Source organism: Arthrospiribacter ruber (assembly GCF_019343195.1).
Classification (GTDB): domain Bacteria; phylum Bacteroidota; class Bacteroidia; order Cytophagales; family Cyclobacteriaceae; genus Arthrospiribacter; species Arthrospiribacter ruber.
Map to the genome: position 1 here is coordinate 328,132 of NZ_RPHB01000001.1, position 17,010 is coordinate 345,141.

The 17,010-nt window shown below is 41.2% G+C and carries 10 protein-coding genes; 6 read left to right on the forward strand and 4 right to left on the reverse strand.

All coding sequences use genetic code 11. The features are described 5' to 3' along the window. Positions 1 to 3 precede the first annotated feature (3 nt). On the reverse strand, positions 4 to 1,464 hold the full coding sequence (gene miaB, locus EGN73_RS01285) for a tRNA (N6-isopentenyl adenosine(37)-C2)-methylthiotransferase MiaB (protein ID WP_219286327.1): 1,461 nt from the start codon (positions 1,462 to 1,464) through the stop codon (positions 4 to 6). A gap of 166 nt (positions 1,465 to 1,630) precedes the next feature. Here miaB and EGN73_RS01290 point away from each other — a divergent pair, with 166 nt between their 5' ends. Further along, positions 1,631 to 2,188, forward strand: coding sequence for a sugar O-acetyltransferase (locus EGN73_RS01290; protein WP_219286329.1), 558 nt, complete (start codon positions 1,631 to 1,633; stop codon positions 2,186 to 2,188). 219 nt (positions 2,189 to 2,407) lie between these two features. Here EGN73_RS01290 and EGN73_RS01295 read toward each other — a convergent pair whose 3' ends face one another. After that, positions 2,408 to 4,105, reverse strand: coding sequence for a potassium channel family protein (locus tag EGN73_RS01295; RefSeq protein WP_219286331.1), 1,698 nt, complete (start codon positions 4,103 to 4,105; stop codon positions 2,408 to 2,410). Between the two features lie 179 nt (positions 4,106 to 4,284). Between EGN73_RS01295 and ffh the strand changes: the two genes are divergently transcribed. From ffh to EGN73_RS01310, 3 genes are all read left to right on the forward strand, one after another. Further along, positions 4,285 to 5,622, forward strand: coding sequence for a signal recognition particle protein (gene ffh, locus EGN73_RS01300; protein WP_219286333.1), 1,338 nt, complete (start codon positions 4,285 to 4,287; stop codon positions 5,620 to 5,622). Between the two features lie 294 nt (positions 5,623 to 5,916). Further along, the gene (locus EGN73_RS01305; protein WP_219286335.1) at positions 5,917 to 7,449 is read left to right on the forward strand and encodes a Ppx/GppA phosphatase family protein; all 1,533 of its coding nucleotides are present in this window, start codon (positions 5,917 to 5,919) and stop codon (positions 7,447 to 7,449) included. A 202-nt stretch (positions 7,450 to 7,651) separates the two neighbouring features. Further along, positions 7,652 to 8,536, forward strand: a complete 885-nt coding sequence (locus tag EGN73_RS01310) for a pirin family protein (protein WP_219286337.1) — start codon at positions 7,652 to 7,654, stop codon at positions 8,534 to 8,536. A 533-nt stretch (positions 8,537 to 9,069) separates the two neighbouring features. On the opposite strand, the gene EGN73_RS01315 is transcribed toward EGN73_RS01310, so the two are convergent. Next, entirely contained in the window at positions 9,070 to 11,763 is a 2,694-nt protein-coding gene (locus tag EGN73_RS01315; RefSeq protein WP_219286339.1) for a phosphoenolpyruvate carboxylase, read from the reverse strand. Positions 11,764 to 11,875: 112 nt separating this feature from the next. Then, entirely contained in the window at positions 11,876 to 13,825 is a 1,950-nt protein-coding gene (locus tag EGN73_RS01320) for a sialate O-acetylesterase (RefSeq protein WP_219286341.1), read from the reverse strand. A 377-nt stretch (positions 13,826 to 14,202) separates the two neighbouring features. Here EGN73_RS01320 and EGN73_RS01325 point away from each other — a divergent pair, with 377 nt between their 5' ends. After that, positions 14,203 to 14,535 (forward strand): DUF4870 domain-containing protein, encoded by a 333-nt coding sequence (locus EGN73_RS01325; protein WP_219286343.1) that lies wholly within the window; start codon positions 14,203 to 14,205, stop codon positions 14,533 to 14,535. 26 nt (positions 14,536 to 14,561) lie between these two features. Then, positions 14,562 to 16,544 carry a hypothetical protein gene (locus tag EGN73_RS01330; protein WP_219286345.1) on the forward strand — a complete coding sequence of 661 codons (1,983 nt, stop codon included), beginning with the start codon at positions 14,562 to 14,564 and terminating at the stop codon, positions 16,542 to 16,544. Positions 16,545 to 17,010: the final 466 nt, after the last annotated feature.

The window sequence follows — 17,010 nt, forward strand, 5'->3', positions numbered from 1 at the left end:
AGTTTAGGATACTATTTCACCAAAAAGTGTGGCTGGAGAGCAGTCAGTAATTCTTACCATGGCATAATCCCCGGCTTTTAAGCCATTATTGGGGATGATAACCACTTTGTTGGCGGAATTTCTTCCTTTAAGCTGTTCCTCTGAGCGCTTGGAAGTGCCTTCGATAAGGATTTCCTGAATTTTGCCCACATCCAATTTATTTCTTTCCAAAGAAAGGGCTGATTGTTTTTCTATGATTTCGGCCAGTCTTCTTTTTTTAACCTCAAGAGGAATGTCGTCTGCATATTTTTTGGCAGCCAAAGTACCGGGTCTTTCAGAATAAAAGAACATATAGGAGAAGTCATATTTGACGATGTCCATGATAGACAAGGTGTCCTGATGCTCTTCTTCTGTTTCGGTGCAGAATCCTGCGATCATGTCCGAGGAAATTCCGCATTCATCGCCCAGTATTTCCCTGATTGCCCTGACCCGATCTAAGTACCAATCTCTGTCGTAGGTACGGTTCATCATTTCCAGTACCCTTGAGTTGCCACTTTGCACAGGGAGGTGGATATACTTGCAGATGTTATCGTACTTTTTCATGGTATAAAGGACCTCATCAGTGATGTCCTTGGGGTGTGAAGTGGAAAACCTTATCCTAAGCTGCGGCGAAACTTTGGCGACCATTTCCAAAAGGTTGGCAAAATTTACCACTGCGGATACTTCCTCTTCTTTTTTATTGAGTCGGGCTTTGTTGTTTTCTTCTGGTGACCATTTGTAGGAGTCTACATTTTGTCCCAAGAGCGTGACTTCTTTGTATCCTTTTTGGAATAGTTCTTTGGCCTCATTTACTATAGAATGAGGATCTCTGCTTCTTTCTCTACCTCTGGTAAAAGGTACCACGCAAAAAGAGCACATGTTATCACAGCCTCTCATGATAGAAATAAATGCACTTACTCCATTGGAATTGAGTCTGACAGGCGAGATGTCTGCATAGGTTTCTTCACGGGAAAGAAATGTGTTGACTCCTTTGCTACCATCTTCGGCGGCAGCGACAAGGTTGGGAAGGTCCCTGTAGGCATCAGGACCGACCACCACGTCTACTATTTTTTCCTCTTCCAGTAATTTGTCCTTTAGCCTTTCAGCCATGCATCCCAGGACACCAATGGTCATCTCGGGTTTGTTCTTTTTTATGGTATTGAACTGCGAAAGTCTTTTTCTGACTGTCTGTTCTGCTTTTTCTCTGATCGAGCAAGTATTGAGAAAGATTACATCTGCCTGCTCGAAGTCCGAAGTGGTGTCAAAGCCATTTTCCTTCATGATGGAAGCCACAATCTCCGAGTCGGAGAAGTTCATCTGGCATCCATAAGATTCTATGTAAAGCTTTTTGGATTTCCCCGTGTTCTCTTCCTGGGTAGTTTTAAAATCACAGGCCTGCGCCTCTTCGGGGGCAATAATATCTATGTCTTTGATGATGTTTTCCATTGACTATTGAATTCGAGATGCGAAATTAAGAAAATACAGACAAAATGACAGTGTTTGCCATGCTAAAGTTCCTTAAAGTGGAAGTGTATATCAAAGACGGATGAGTTTTGACTTAAAGTTGAAAATCTTTTGGGATTTTTGACCATATTGAGCAAAAAGATAAAAGATGAAAACAGAGAAGGAAAAAATGCTTTCAGGGGAGTTGTACATGGCTTCTGATGAGCAATTGGCCAGTGAAAGGTTGCAGGCCAGAATAATTCTAAAGGCCTTTAATGAAAGCCAACCTGTAGAAGGAGAGAAGAGAAAGGAGTTGCTCCATGATCTGATGGGCAAGGTTGGAAAGAATTTTTATATAGAGCCGCCATTTTATTGTGATTACGGATATAATATTGAAGCCGGGGATGATGTTTTTTTCAATTTTAATTGCGTAGTGTTGGATGTCATGCCTGTAAAATTGGGGGACAGGGTTTTATGTGGTCCAAATGTACAGATTTATACTGCTACACATCCAATGGATGCCGGAACAAGGGGTAGCTTGCTGGAATCTGCCAAGGCCATTACCATAGGAGATGATGTTTGGATAGGCGGAGGGGCGATTATCTGCCCTGGAGTGAGTATTGGATCAAGGTCAGTGATCGGTGCCGGGGCAGTGGTGACAAAGGATATCCCTGAAGATGTATTTGCAGCTGGTAATCCTTGTAAAGTAATAAGGAGCTTAATATAATATTACATGTATATCCGCAATTATACAACTAACCAATTTAAATAAGGGCCTATTTAAATCCGATACTAATAGATATTGGATATTCATTGATATTGGCTATAAATCACAGGTTTGTTCCACTATTTAGGTTCTACTTGTAAGTAAGCGGATAATCATGTAATTTTAACAGAGTAGGAGAAATGTCTGTGAATTGAACTGGAGTCAAGCGTGTTTTTATTTTTACTTTTTTTCTGAAGGATAGAGCCTGAAAAATTCATTTTCTGCTTCTACAGTACCTATGAGAATGATTTCATCATCTTTATCCAATTGAAGATCCGGCTCTGGGTTGATCATCATTTCCCCTTCTTTTTTGACAGCGATGATGGTGCAGCCGGTATCTTTTCTGATTTCAGATTCTGAAATGCTATCTCCTATGAGTTCTTCGGGCACTTTGACCCGGATAAGGTCCAAGCCCTCAGCGACCATCAGCACATCATTTCTTCTCAGGAGGTTTAGGATAGCATTGGCTCCCATAGATGCGTATGACATGACGAAATCTGCTCCAGCTCTGTGTATGGAAGCGAGGTTTCTTTCCAAGGTAGTTCGTGTGATGATCTGAATATCTGGCCTCAGAGACCGGCAGTATATGGTCAGGTAAACATTGACATCATCGTCATGTGTAGTTATGATGACACAAGGAGAGTCCATGATTCCAGCTTCTTTGAGAATCTCCAGATCAGCTGCATCTCCAACTATCGTTTTGGCCATATTTTTCACCCGTTCAGGATCTTTTTCCACGATTCTGTAATCCAGGTTTCTTGCTGCCAGAGCCCTGCCTGTGGCCCTGCCCACCCTACCTCCTCCCAGAATTATGATAGGGGCAGAATGATTGTATTTGAGTTGGTAGGTCTTATTGTACTTGTCTATCTGTCGGGGTGATCCCGCTAGCACCAGAACAGTGCTGTCGTTGATCATGATATCGGGATTGGCAGGCATAAATTTTCCCCTTTCCCAAACCCCCACTACGCTGACACCTATATTTTGCCTCAATTGGGTTTCTCTCAGGGTCTTATTGACCAAACTACAACCTGTGACACTTGCTTCAGCGATGATGAGTTCTCCGAACCTACCGATCAGATGGGCATTGGCATCACCACCATTGGCCCTTCTGGATAGGATTTTGCCCATGTCTTCTCCTAATTGGAGTACATTGTTGCACCCCGCAAGACTAAGGATATCCAGTGAGGCGGAGGCACTGCATGTGGCTATGATCGGGACGTCTTTGTTGATTCCGCGGACGGTGAATGCAACATTGGTATTGAGTACATCGGATTCGGTGCTGGCTACTAAGGCAGCAGTTTTTACTCTTCCTTTTCGGTATGTTTCAGGATCTCCCAAGTCCCCTAGAAGAACCTTGATTCCCATTTCTCTTAATTCAAGACCTTCTGCCAAGGTGGATACGATTACCCAATATTTGTAATTGTATCTTTTTAATTTTTTGATCAATGCTTCTGTGACAGGGCCAAACCGGGTCAGCAGGACATGGTCTTTGGTGTCTTCCGGTAATTCCCTAGGCACTCTGGCCTGTTCCTGTGCTTTCATCCAAGGAGAATAAAAAAAGTTGATAAAAGTGAATGGAAAAAGTACCAATAAGAAGAGCATTCCTGAAAGCAGCACCAGCATAGAAAAAATCCTTCCCGCATCACTTTCAAACGTGATGTCACCAAAACCCAATGTGGACATCACGGTCAGCGTCCAATACATACCTGTAATAAAACTGTATGGTTGCCCTTCATTTTCCATTAGAAATTGGAAAATGAAGGAAAAAACAAACATTAAGCCTATGAGTACAAGTAGAAACTTCAAGAGAATTTTGAAATTCCTTCGGTCTGGTCTGTTTTTAAGAAAAAGTGCAACTTGGGTCGCAAGGGTTTTCATGTTAAAAGCGATGTCTTATAAAATTTAATATTCGTAAAGTTGAATGGGATTTACAAGTGTTTTAAGAAGTAGGTTTAAATCCAATTTGTTTTTAGGTTACATGAATATTCCATATCTCCAATAAGGTATTTAACATAAACGAAATAATTCCCTATTTTTGCGGTAAATAAAAAATAGGCATGTTTGATAATCTTAGTTTTAAGTTAGATAGAGCTTTTAAGACCCTTAAGGGTACAGGTAAAATAACAGAAATCAACGTCGCTACCACTGTCAAAGAAATCCGAAGGGCTTTGATAGATGCTGACGTCAACTATAAGGTAGCGAAGGAAGTTACAGATACCATCAAAGAAGAAGCCTTGGGAAGAGACGTATTGATTGCGGTTTCCCCGGGGCAGTTGTTGGTCAAAATCACCCAGGAAGAGCTGACCAAATTGATGGGAGGATCCAAAGTGGATGTAAAGCTTTCCGGTGATCCAGCTGTTGTTTTGATATCAGGTCTTCAGGGATCGGGTAAGACCACTTTTACGGGTAAGTTTGCCAACCTGCTTAAAAAACAAGGCAAACAGGTCTTGTTGGCAGCCTGTGATATATACAGGCCTGCGGCGATTGATCAGCTTAAAGTGTTGGGTGAGCAAATCGGAGTAGAGGTATATGCAGAGCCTGAAAATAAAAATGCGCTTGAGATTGCCAACAATGCTTTGGCACATGCCAAGAAAACTGGCAAAAAGATAGTCATAGTAGATACCGCAGGTCGTCTTGCTGTAGATGAGCAGATGATGCAGGAAATTGAAGCGCTGAAAAAAGCACTTAATCCTTCCGAGACTTTGTTTGTGGTGGATTCCATGACCGGTCAGGATGCGGTGAATACAGCCAAGACTTTTGATGAGCGTCTGAATTTTGATGGAGTGGTATTGACGAAGTTGGATGGTGATACCAGAGGTGGTGCTGCCATATCTATCCGTCACGTAGTCAATAAGCCGATCAAGTTTATCTCTACCGGAGAAAAGATGGAAAACATTGATGTGTTCCATCCGGATCGTATGGCCCAGAGGATTTTGGGTATGGGTGATGTGATTTCCCTCGTAGAGCGTGCGCAGCAGACTTTTGATGAAGATGAAGCCAAGCGTATCAATGCCAAAATACGCAAAAACCAATTTAATTTTGATGATTTCCTTTCCCAACTAGAGCAGATCAAAAAAATGGGAAATATCAAAGACCTGATGGGAATGATCCCTGGTATGGGTAAAGCTATGAAAGGGCTGGACATTGACGATGATTCTTTCAAACCAATAGAAGCCATCATCCGAAGTATGACTCCTATGGAGCGTGAAAATCCTGATGTCATAGATGGAAGCAGGAGAAAAAGAATCGCTACAGGAAGTGGGCGTACCATTCAGGAGGTCAACAACCTGATGAAGCAGTTTGCTGACATGCGAAAGCTCATGAAACAAATGAATAAAATGGGCGGGGCACAGAAAGCCCTGGGCAGTATGATGCCCAATATGAAAAGAAGATAAAGATATGCCAGCCCTCAGGGCTGGTTTTTTTTCCTTAATTTTTCTGTAATGACCCGAGTTTTTTAATTTTTCTTGTTGGCTTAAAAAGTCTATTCTTTTTCGCAAAAAAGAAAAAATCAGTTTATCTTACTCTATCATTCCTGTGCCAATGTTGTTTAGGTAAGGCTATTAGCTGAGTCTAAACTTTTTCAAAGTTGGATAAAAAGTAAAACCAGGCACTCGGTAAAAATCTGAACTTTGGAAAAGTTAAACTAAACTACACGATATTGATTCCAAAACCTAAAAATAACCTTTATGAATTTAGCAGCCATAGACATAGGTACCAATTCCATCCACATGATCATTGTCAAAGTGATCTCTGCCCACTCCTTTGAGGTCTTGGTGCAGGAAAAGGAAATGGTTAAACTAGGGGTTGGGGTATTTGCCAATAAAATGCTGAGTGAGAAGGCATTCCATCGTGGTATCGAAACCATCAAAAGATATGTGCAATTGGCAGATGAGTACGGGGTAGAGGACATCATTACTGCTGCTACATCCGCCACCCGTGAAGCAAAAAATGGACGTGAGTTTCTGGATAGGTTGATTGAGGAAGTTGGCTTATCCCCTCAGATGATTTCCGGAAAGGAAGAGTCGAGACTTATTTTTTTGGCAGTCCGCAAAGCCATAGACCTCAAAGATGCCAATGCCATGGTCATCGATATAGGTGGAGGCAGTACAGAAGCTGTGGTAGGCAATAAGGAGAAAGTACTCTTTAAAAGTTCAATGAAACTCGGGGTGCTCAGGCTGTTGGACAGGGTAGGACATCAGGGGCCCCTTAGTGAAGAAGAAAAGGAGGACCTGAAGCAACATGTAAAAAGTATTGCAATGAAAATCCTGTCAGAAGCCAAAGCCGTTGGTTTTACCAAAGTTATAGGTACCTCAGGCAGTATCCGGACTTTAGGGGAGGCAGCACTTTTACTCCATGATAAAAACATCATCAATTCGATCAATGCTGAGGTGGTAAAAGTAAAGGACCTGGAGAAAATTACAGAAAAGCTTCTTGAATCAGCGCCTGAAAATAGAACCGAGGTCAAGGGTATTAGCGAAAACAGGGTGGATGCCATTCATTTGGGAGGCATACTGCTGATAGAACTCCTAAAGCTTGCAGAAGTGAAGGAATTGACTTTGTCAGATGCTTCTTTGAGGGAAGGACTGATCATTGACTACGTAGAAAAATACGGTCAGCAGCTTGAGGAAATTGTAGAAGGAAAGAGCCTGAGAGAAAGAAGCAGTCTTTTACTTGCCAAGCGGTACAAAACTGATATTGAAGAAAAGAGGCAGGTGGCGCGATTAGCCTTACAGTTTTTCGATCAACTAAAGGATTTACATGGCCTGGATGAATTGGCTAGGGACCTGCTATATCAGTCATGCTTGATTTATGATGTAGGTACTTTTGTGAATTTTCAGGATTACCACAAGCATTCCAAATACCTGATCATGCAAGGTGGTCTCAGAGGGTACAACAATGCAGAAATTTTGGTATTGGCCAACTTGGCAAGGTACCATAGAAAGTCCGGTCCCAAAAAGAAGCACAAAGCATTTAACCGGCTTGATCCTAAAAAAAGAAGAATGGTAAAAGGGCTTTCAGGTATATTGAGGATTGCGGTAGCCTTGGACAAAACCAAAAACCAGTGGGTTGAAAATGTCTATTGTCTTCCCGAAGGTGAAAAACTTACCATCCGCATTTTTGGTGACGGCAATATGGACCTGGAGCTTTGGGAAGCGAAGAGGTTTTCTGATACGCTCTCCAAGTTTTTGAAAAAGGAAATAGAAATCGTGAAAGGCTAGCTGGATAAGATGTTATCAAAATAGTCCCCAACCTAATTACTTTGATAGGTGCTTTTGGTGAGGAATGTTGAAAAAGTGGTTTGGATTTGGAAATAAACCTTGGATGAAGGGCAAAGTCAAAGTATATTAGAGAAGGCTACTTCATCAATGTAGCTTTTTAAAACACATTTAATCAGTCTTAAAAAGAATTTTTCACCAGTTTATGTCAAATATCAATTTAATTATCGAAGAACGTGCAGCCGATATAGGCAAGTTTTTGGTAGGCAGATTGCTGCCCTTCCGACAAAAGCGAATGGTGGGGCCTTTTATTTATATTGATCACATGGGGCCTGTAAAACTGAATGAGAGGAGCAATTTTGATATTCTTCCCCACCCTCATATCGGGCTTTCTACCCTGACCTTTCTTTTTGAGGGAAATATCATGCACCGTGATACCTTGGGAAATGAAGTGGAGATTACCCCCGGCGCGGTCAATTGGATGACGGCAGGGAAGGGGATAGTCCACAGCGAAAGAACTCCTGATTACCTGCGTGATTCTGCGCTTTTGATGCATGGTTTGCAGATTTGGGTGGCACTTCCTAAAGATTTGGAGCAAATGGATCCCAGTTTTTTTCATATTACAGCAGATAAATTGCCTTCATGGGAAGAAAATGGGGTGAAATTTAAGTTGGTAGCTGGTGAGGCTTTTGGAAAAAAATCCGCAGTGCCTGTGTATAGCAAATTGTATATGTTGGAAATCAAAAGCCAATCTAAACAGGAATTGAAGATCGGAGATCACCTGTATGGGGAATCAGGTCTGTATATTCTGGAAGGGGGAGTGGAGAGTGTTGGCAATGTATATGGTCCAAAGCAGATGTTGGTAACGAAGGAAAGCCATTTATGTGAGTTTACCATTCAGGAGAACAGTACGGTTTATATTTTTGGAGGCGATCCTTTTCCGGAAGAGCGTTTTATAGATTGGAATTTTGTTGCATCGGATAAGGCGCTAATTGCCGAAGCAAAGAGGAAATGGAAAGCTCAGGAGTTTGATAAAATTGTGGGGGAGGAGAATGAATTTGTTCCTTATCCTACATTTCCAAAAAAATAGGAGTTCTGAATTCTTCTGGAGATTTTGCTGACCTTGCAGATTTTCGACAAAAGTCTAAGGGGAACTGATCCCCATGGACCAGACCGCCGGCTAAAGCACGGCGAAAATTGGTACCCCCCGTTAACAATTAAAAATAACCACAGATGGCACAGATCTACACAGATAAAGCTTCGCTTTTGGATAATATCAGATGCCTCACTGCGTTACCATTGACATCGATCGGGGCGAAACGTCACTCTGACGAAGGAAGAGTCTCCCATTGTTTAGGAGATGCTTCGACTCCGCAAGCTCCGCTCAGCATGACGCGTAATTTTGTCATTTGATTATCTGTAAATGCAAAATTTTAAATTCTCAGGATGACGTACACCAACTGTCATTCCCTTTTTGTAAATGCAAAATTTTAAAATCTCAGTTAAACAGTTACACAGTTCCTCAGTTAATCAATTCCTCAGTTAATCAATTCATCAATTCCACAATTAAACTTTTTATCATCCTCGCCATGATGACCAGTTGGACAAGTTTCCTCCTTCCCATCATCCCGTATTCTTAAGCCCATTGGCCAAAGCTGTGGTGATTTCAAGAAGTCTCTTTACCATCTTTTCAGATTTCTCCTGATCTGCATCCTTAATTTTCCGCCATTCCTGAAGCTCATATAACTGTAAGAAATGAAGGGCCTGCAAGGCATTTCCTCTTCTTTTCATGTTGTCCAGCTGACTGGTCCTGCGCACTTCCCGTGGCCTGCTGAACATGTCTTGAACTTGATTCAGACTTCTGTCAAATTCTTCTTTTATGATATCTATTAGTTCTTTTCTGACCTTTTTGTCTTCTACCAATGCCGAATAAGTGTCCATAAGGTTAGGATCTGCATTCATCAGGTTGGTTTCCACTTGAATCATAATATAACGGAGAAGGGGCCATGAATCTACATGGGATTTCAGTTTGGTATAAATGTCTGAATGATCATTTCTGATCTTTTGAAATGCATATCCTATTCCATACCAACCGGTGATGTTGAACCTGGATTGGCTCCAGCTGAATACCCAAGGGATAGCCCTAAGATCTGACAATGAACGCGTACCTGTACGTCGGGATGGCCTTGAACCTATTTTGCTCAACTCCAACACATCGATAGGAGTAGCCTGTCCATAAAAATCAATGAAAGACGGATGTTCGATAAGCTTTCTATAAAACTCCAAAGAATAATCCGAGAGCAGTTTTAAGGCATCCAATGGATAGTCTCCGTTGGCATATTCCGGATATAGTGAATAAGCAGTTTGCAGGTGCATGCCAGAAAGCAGCATCTCCATATTATAGGTTCCGTTGAGAAGGTTTGCAAATTGCTGGGCTATAGTTTCTCCCTGAACGGTAAGCTTCATCTGTCCACTGAGGCTTCCAGGAGGCATGCTTTCCAAAAATCTATGGTATTTGCCACCACCGCGGCTGATAGTACCACCAATTCCATGAAAATACTTGAATTTTATGCTATGTTTTTGTGCAACTTCAGAAAGTTTTTGCTCTGTGCGATATATGTTGTACCTGCTTGCGATAATGCCCCCGTCTTTGTTGCTGTCTGAATAGCCTAACATGATTTCCTGAACACTTGAAGTCGGATAAGCAGGGTGGGAGAGGTACTCGTCCATTATTTCAGCGGAGTTTTGCAAGTCATCAATTGTTTCAAAAAGTGGGACTACCTGAAAAACTTTTCTGTCCAATCCTGCTTCCCGCATCAAGAGGAATACTGTAAGCAGATCCCTCAGGCTTCTGGTCATTGAAACGATAAACACCCCAACACCTTCAGGTCCAAATCTGTCTGTGTGGGACTTTACAGCTCTATAGCAATCCAGCACTTTATCGGCTTCTTCTCCAAATCTTTCTCCTCCTATTGCGAATGGCCTGTTACTTTTCAATTCTTCGTTTATAAAATCCAGCTTCTCTTCCTCAGTCCATTGGCGGTAAGGCCTCTTGTCCGGAAAAGCTTTCAATAATATCTGCTCCATAGCCTTGTCATGGAATTCTGAGTTTTGCCTGATATCCAATTTGACGAGATGGAACCCAAAACATTGTAGTAGCCTTTCAACAGGAAACAGGAGCTGTTTGGAGATTTTGGATGCGCCGATTTCCTCCAAGCTGCTTCTTAAGAATGCTAAGTCCCCTTGTAGTTCTTTCGCTTGGTATGCTATCAGGTCGGCTTCCGTTTCCTGGGCAGATTCTAGCTTCAGCATGATTAGGTTGATGTATTGGCGCCAAGGTTCCAGAGGATTTCTTTCCAGAGCCTTTACACCATTTTGGCCCAATTCCTCTGCCATTACCTGGATTTTATTTCTTAAAGAATCAGGCACAGGATTTCTTATTTCAGAAAAACTAAGCTTTGAACCTAGTTCAATTATCTTGCTTTTGATCATTTCCAAGGCAGCGGACCTATGTGCGAATAGTGTTTCTCCCGTAAGCTCAGCGCTTACATAAGGATGTCCATCTCTATCTCCACCTACCCAGGATCCAAATTCAAGGGCAGGATAAGCTTCCGGATCCTTCATTGAATTAGGGTCAAAGCCTGCGTTTATCCAGCTTTGATAGAGTTGGCGGTCACTTCTTTCCAATATTTGTGGGAAGACTTTGGTAAAGTAATGCATCACATTGAAGCGTTCTGTTTTGACAGTTGGCTTTTCGAGATACACTTCACCGGACCTCCACCATCGTTCTAAAAGTCCTATAATTTCATTTTCTATCTGCAATCTTTCTTTAGGAGTAAAAGAGCTGTTTTCCAGCTTTACCAGTTGTAGGTAAAGATCGCGGTGCAATTCTATGATTGATATTCGTTTTGCTTCGGTAGGGTGTGCTGTCAGTACCGGAGACAGTTTGATTTCACGAATAACATGAAGTATTTGACTTTCGGTCAATCCCAATTTCTTTTGTCTTGAGAAGGTTTCGCTCCAAGACCCTCTGATGGCTTCCATGCCATATTCTTCTTCTAATTTTCTCCGGAACTGTACGGCGGCATTTTCTTCTACCAGATTCATTAACTGCAAGTAAATACTGAGTACCTGAATGTGTTTCTCTTCCAGATCAGTACCCATTTTCAGGATACTTTCATTGTCCAAAGCATTGTCCAGTATATCTGCCAATTGCTGCTCTCCAAGGTCAGAAAGTACTTTTTGGAAACATTTTTTCAAAAAGTCCATGTCTGAGGATATTTTTTCAAAAAGAAATTCAGGTTTTAAGGTGCTCATATTTTATAAAGTCAAAGTCTCAAATTAATCCAAGCGGTTCAAAAGTTCATATTACTTTCAAACTGCTGTTATTAAATTAGGTTGCAATAAATTTCATATGAATGGCTGTGGGCTAAGGTATCTTAATCCTAAATGGTGCTGTCGGTAATCCAGCGGCATTGAAAAGATTAAAGTCAGCAGGGTTATCTGCCCAAGCGAAACGTAGAAATTTAGGCTGGGGAATATCCTCGTGGAAGACAATAATTTTGTTTTTTTTTAACTCTGCATTCGCCCATTTATACTGTCCATCTTCTCCGGCAATGGCAAAATTATTGGGATTTTCACCATGAGAAAGTTGCCATCCTTGCTCCACGTGATCAAAGTGAAGGATGACGCGGTTTTTTTCTAATTCGAAAGACCTCAAAACTGGGCCATCAGCCTTTATTCCCCCTTCTTGGTATGCGACTTTTCTGGCCTGTAGTGCAAGGCGGTCTGCTACGTCCTTTTTGTTAAGCGGATGTATGTCATTCCACTCACCCAAATCAATGGTGACCGCCATCCCGGTATTAGGAAGACTTAGGGCAAATGCCTGAGCTTCCCGGAGTTCTGCCCATTGGCTTTCCTTAGGTTCTTCATCTGGTTCCATGTAATTAGGGAGTTGGGCGTAGATAAAGGGGAGATTTTCTTCTGAAAAGTATTTTCTCCAATCTTGGATAAGGCCTTTGAAAAAGTCCGGATACTCCTCTGGACGGGCTGTGTTGGATTCACCCTGATACCAGATCACACCCTTGAATTTGAATGGTAGCAAGGGAGAGATCATGGCATTGAAAAGCCCAACTGGCTTCCAACGGACAAAAGTTTGCGCTGGAAGAGGCGGTATTTCTGCTCCAATCTTATACTTCCATTTGCCAGAAAGTGGGATGCTATGTTCGCCCATATTGATGGAATAAGGCTTATCCGGCACAAACCCACCTTCACCGGTATTGCTGATCACCCTTATGGCGATGGTGTTTTTACCTGTCTTCAATAAGCCTACTGGAATTTCGTATCGGCGTGGAGGATACTGATAGCTTGTACTTCCAACCAAGGTGCCATTGATGAATACAGAATCAGCATCAATGATTCTTCCAAGGTCAAGTTTAATGGTTTTTCCCAGCCACTTTTCGTCCAGTTCTATGCTTTTTCTAAACCATACCGAGCCACTTAGATTTTCCAAATCTGTTCCTTTCCAAAATCGGGGAACTTCCATTTCTTTCCAATCAGCATCATCCAGGTCAGGAGATGTCCATTTTAGATCGGAATGCAAGGCTTTGTCCGATCTGTTAAGCAGCGCATACCATTCCTGTGAATTTTCTGCGTCTTTTTTTTCGATCTGAGTGATAAGCTTATCATCTTGAAACCTAATCCATTCTTGGTAATGATCAGGGAATTTTTTGATGGCCTCTCCTGAAATCCATGCTTCTGCAGGAGAGCCTCCCAGACTTGCATTGACGATACCAATGGGGACATCTAAGGTTTGATGCAGGTTACGGGCAAAGAAAAAGGAAACCGCAGGGATTTGAAGAATATTGTCAGTATTAATAGTCCTCCAGGTTCCAGAGGGCAAATCTTTCTGAGCTTCTTTAAAATTGTAATGCTTTGGAACCTCGAAATACCGTATCTGTGGGAAATCAGCCGTTGCTATGTCTTCGGGATAAAGTGGGCTAACCCTCTGCATGTTGATCTCCATATTGGACTGTCCAGATGCCAGCCAAATGTCACCTATTAGGATATCTTCAAGAGTGATTTCATTGTCTCCTTTAAGGTACATCTGATAAGGCCCACCTTTTGACTGAGGTTCTAAGGTCAAAAACCAATCTCCGTTTTTGTCCGCCTGGGTATTATAGGATTTGTTTTTGAACTCCACCTGTATGCTTTCTTCGGGACTTGCCCATCCCCAAATCTTAATGGGATGGTCTCTTTGGAGCACCATGCCTGTACTCACCAATTTTGGAAGCCGGATATCTGCAAAACAATCAGAAAAGAAAATACATAAAGTGAAAATAGTCCAAATAGCCTTAATAGGCGATAAAATCAGCTTCATTTTAAATTGAGTAGGTTTTTGAATCAGGTCGAAAGAGCTTTCAATTTCCAGATTTACTGATGGAATTCAAAATGGAAAATTGACAACATTGGATGTATAATGTAAATGGGTAAGGCTATAAGTCGGATTATTCTGAAGGGATGACCTGCGAAGAGTTTTGAATTTTACAAATCATTAAGTTAGATTTTGAAACAGAAACCATCTGAAATCTATACTAAGTAGAAAGGTTACAATGCTCATTATTTGGTGGTTAATTCTCAGTTGATCCTATTAATCTGAAATATTATTTTTAGGTTGTTAGGTGAAATGTAGTTGGGATACCCTTAGAAGAAAGAATTTTGAAACAAGCTATACATAAAATTTAACCTCAATAAAATATGATGACCTCAAACCCCGAAGTGGAAGGTAAGCAGATAGGAGTTATTGCTTACCTTACTGTCATTGGCCTGATTGCGGCCTTTATTTTGAACATGGATAAAAAGTATCCCTTTGCCCAATTCCATATCAGGCAGATGTTGGGGCTATTTGTGACTGGATTGGCACTGAGTTTTGTCAGCTGGGTACCTTTTGTGGGTTGGTTGCTGGCAATAGTAGGATTCTTCCTGATGATCTACATGTGGATAATCGGGCTATTGGCGGCTATTAATGGAGAAATGAAGCCTTTACCAGTACTGGGAGATAAATATGAAGAATGGTTCAAAAACCTTTGATTTTCAAAAAATTAAATAAATTACAAATGAAACACTGTTTACACCTGATTTTTGCATTTTTGATCATTTTTCAAGGCAATGCCAAGGATTGTCCCCAAAAGCTCGTCTATGGTAATCCGGAGTGGCCAAATAAATTAGAAGTTCAAAATAGTGGTCAGTCGAGGGTCTTTTATTTTGAAAAAGCAATTCTGGAAAAAAGGGGAGACCTCGTGGCTTTGACCATCCCTACATTTATTGAAGAGGGAATAGATCAGGAGAATTACATTTCATTGGAGGTTTCCAATTTTGTGGATGCTGATGCCGGCACGATTGAGGGCGAGTTTTTTTTGAGAAATGTAAACTTTGGAACCCAAAGTATAGACTGTATGGAGATTGAGCGGGATTTTGGGCATTCAGGTGTGGGTTACGAGAGGAAAATATCTATTAAAAAGGGCATAGATGATTTTTGGGAGATTGATTTGAATATTAAACCCAAAAGAGATGGCTTAAGCCATGTAAGCGGGCAACTTAAAAAGGTAAGCTTTAGAGAAATCAAAGAGCCTGCTCAAAATGAAGTTTCGTTTGTAAACTTTCTGACTTCAAAAGGAGAACTTAAGGGGTCTGTCAAATACTTGGAAGAATTTGATCAAGAAAGCAATACTGATCAGGGGCTTCATGCGGAATTTGAGGATGAATCTATAGGTAATTTTTCAATAAGGCCTTTTGATGGTAAAGCAGGAGTCTATCGGCTAGGATCCATGGGTAACAGGTTTGTGGTATTTCACAGCATGGAAGACGGAGAGGTAGACTTTGATTTGTATGTTTTTGATTTTGAAGACATCAAGAAGGTTCAGGCCAGTACTTTTTTTGATTTTGCAATAGGTGAGATCTTGATCAATGATTTTGAGCCAATTAGCAAAGTCAATGTAAAGGGGCCTTATGATCATGCAGGTGAAACTTTCAATAAATACGATTTTGTAGGGGCATACCGTATTGATGCGCGGATAGCTGAAAAAGATGGTTTCCACTATCAGTATGAAGAAGCCTCCTTAGATGAGGAATATCCTAATGCGCTGAAGTTTTACAAACAAAAAAGTATTCCTGAAATCAACTTGGTACACCAGTCCGGTACATTCATATTTTCTGAAAAATCAGAGGGTAGTTCACTTTTGTCCAGTATCAAACCTATGGAAGAGGAAGAAGAGAATAAGGGGCTGGACTGCAATACGATTTTCGAAAAAACAATGAAAAAAGTGCAGGAAAAATTCGGTTCAAACGAACCCCAAAGTGAAGAAGAGGAACTGGAATTTATGCGCTATTATGCCGAAGTGGCATCCGAATATGGTTTAGATGCCGGTGATGTTTCAGTATTGGATGCCAATGAAATCCAAGATCGTTTGATGGAGGTGGCAGAAGCGAATTGCCAAAAGGATTCTAGGCATAGAATGGAACCCGTTTATATCCAGGCGGAATTAAAAGACGGGTATAAAGTGATTTCCAGACCTTATTTTGTGCAAATGCGCTTTGCGGACATGATGCTAAAAAGAAATTCCGGAGAATTGGAGTTAACCGTTGAGAATGAAGAACAGGGCAAGCAAAACCTAAAGACCAGTCAATTTGGTGAACTCCCAGATATGGCAGCTTTTTTACAGATTGTGGGAAGCATTCAGTATGAAATCGGCAAACAATTTCAATTGGATTTTCAGGATTATAAACTTACGCAGTCCACTTCGGCGAGTTCCGGATTTGAAGGGGGGAATCAGATGATCCGCAAGCAGAATGTCTATCCGGTAAAAGCTGAATTTCAATTGGAAGCGACTGAGATGGTAAAAGTGGGGGAGAGAGAAGCCTATAAAATCCAGATTATGCACAAAGATTACGGAGATGGACATTTGCTCCTAAACTTTGTTCTTTCTCCAAGTCCTGGACATGGTCCTTATAGAAATGGCGGGTTTTTGTATGTGGACAAAAACACTGGACAGCTTTTGAAGGCTGAAAATAGGGATGGCGAGACCGTCTTTGGTTCTTGAATATTCTCTAAATCGGGTCAATCCAGAAAAACAGAGGCATCTTTACAGTCGGGCGTGCTGAAAAACGCCAACTGGAAAATAAATGCTTTAAATTTTGATGAATACCCCGTTTGTCAAGTATTTTCTTTTTAAGCAGGTGCACGCTTATTCAATGATATAACTTGATTTCCGTGCTCCTTAAAATTTCAAAATTCGAAATTTTAAGGCTAGTCTCAGGCATACCAGATTCAAAGCGGGCGAATGAAGATGTATGCTTATACTTCGAGTGAGCCCAATGAAGAAGATGGCATACCTGAGACTTTTTCAGCAAGCCCTACAGTCTCGGTTTTTTTTATAAAAGGATATTTCAGCCCATTTTTTAGCCATTTAAAAACCAAATAATCTTCTGATATCAAAAATGAATGACTTTTATCTGTTTTGATTGCATGGATAGTGAATAGTAATATATTTGTCAGAATGAAAAATT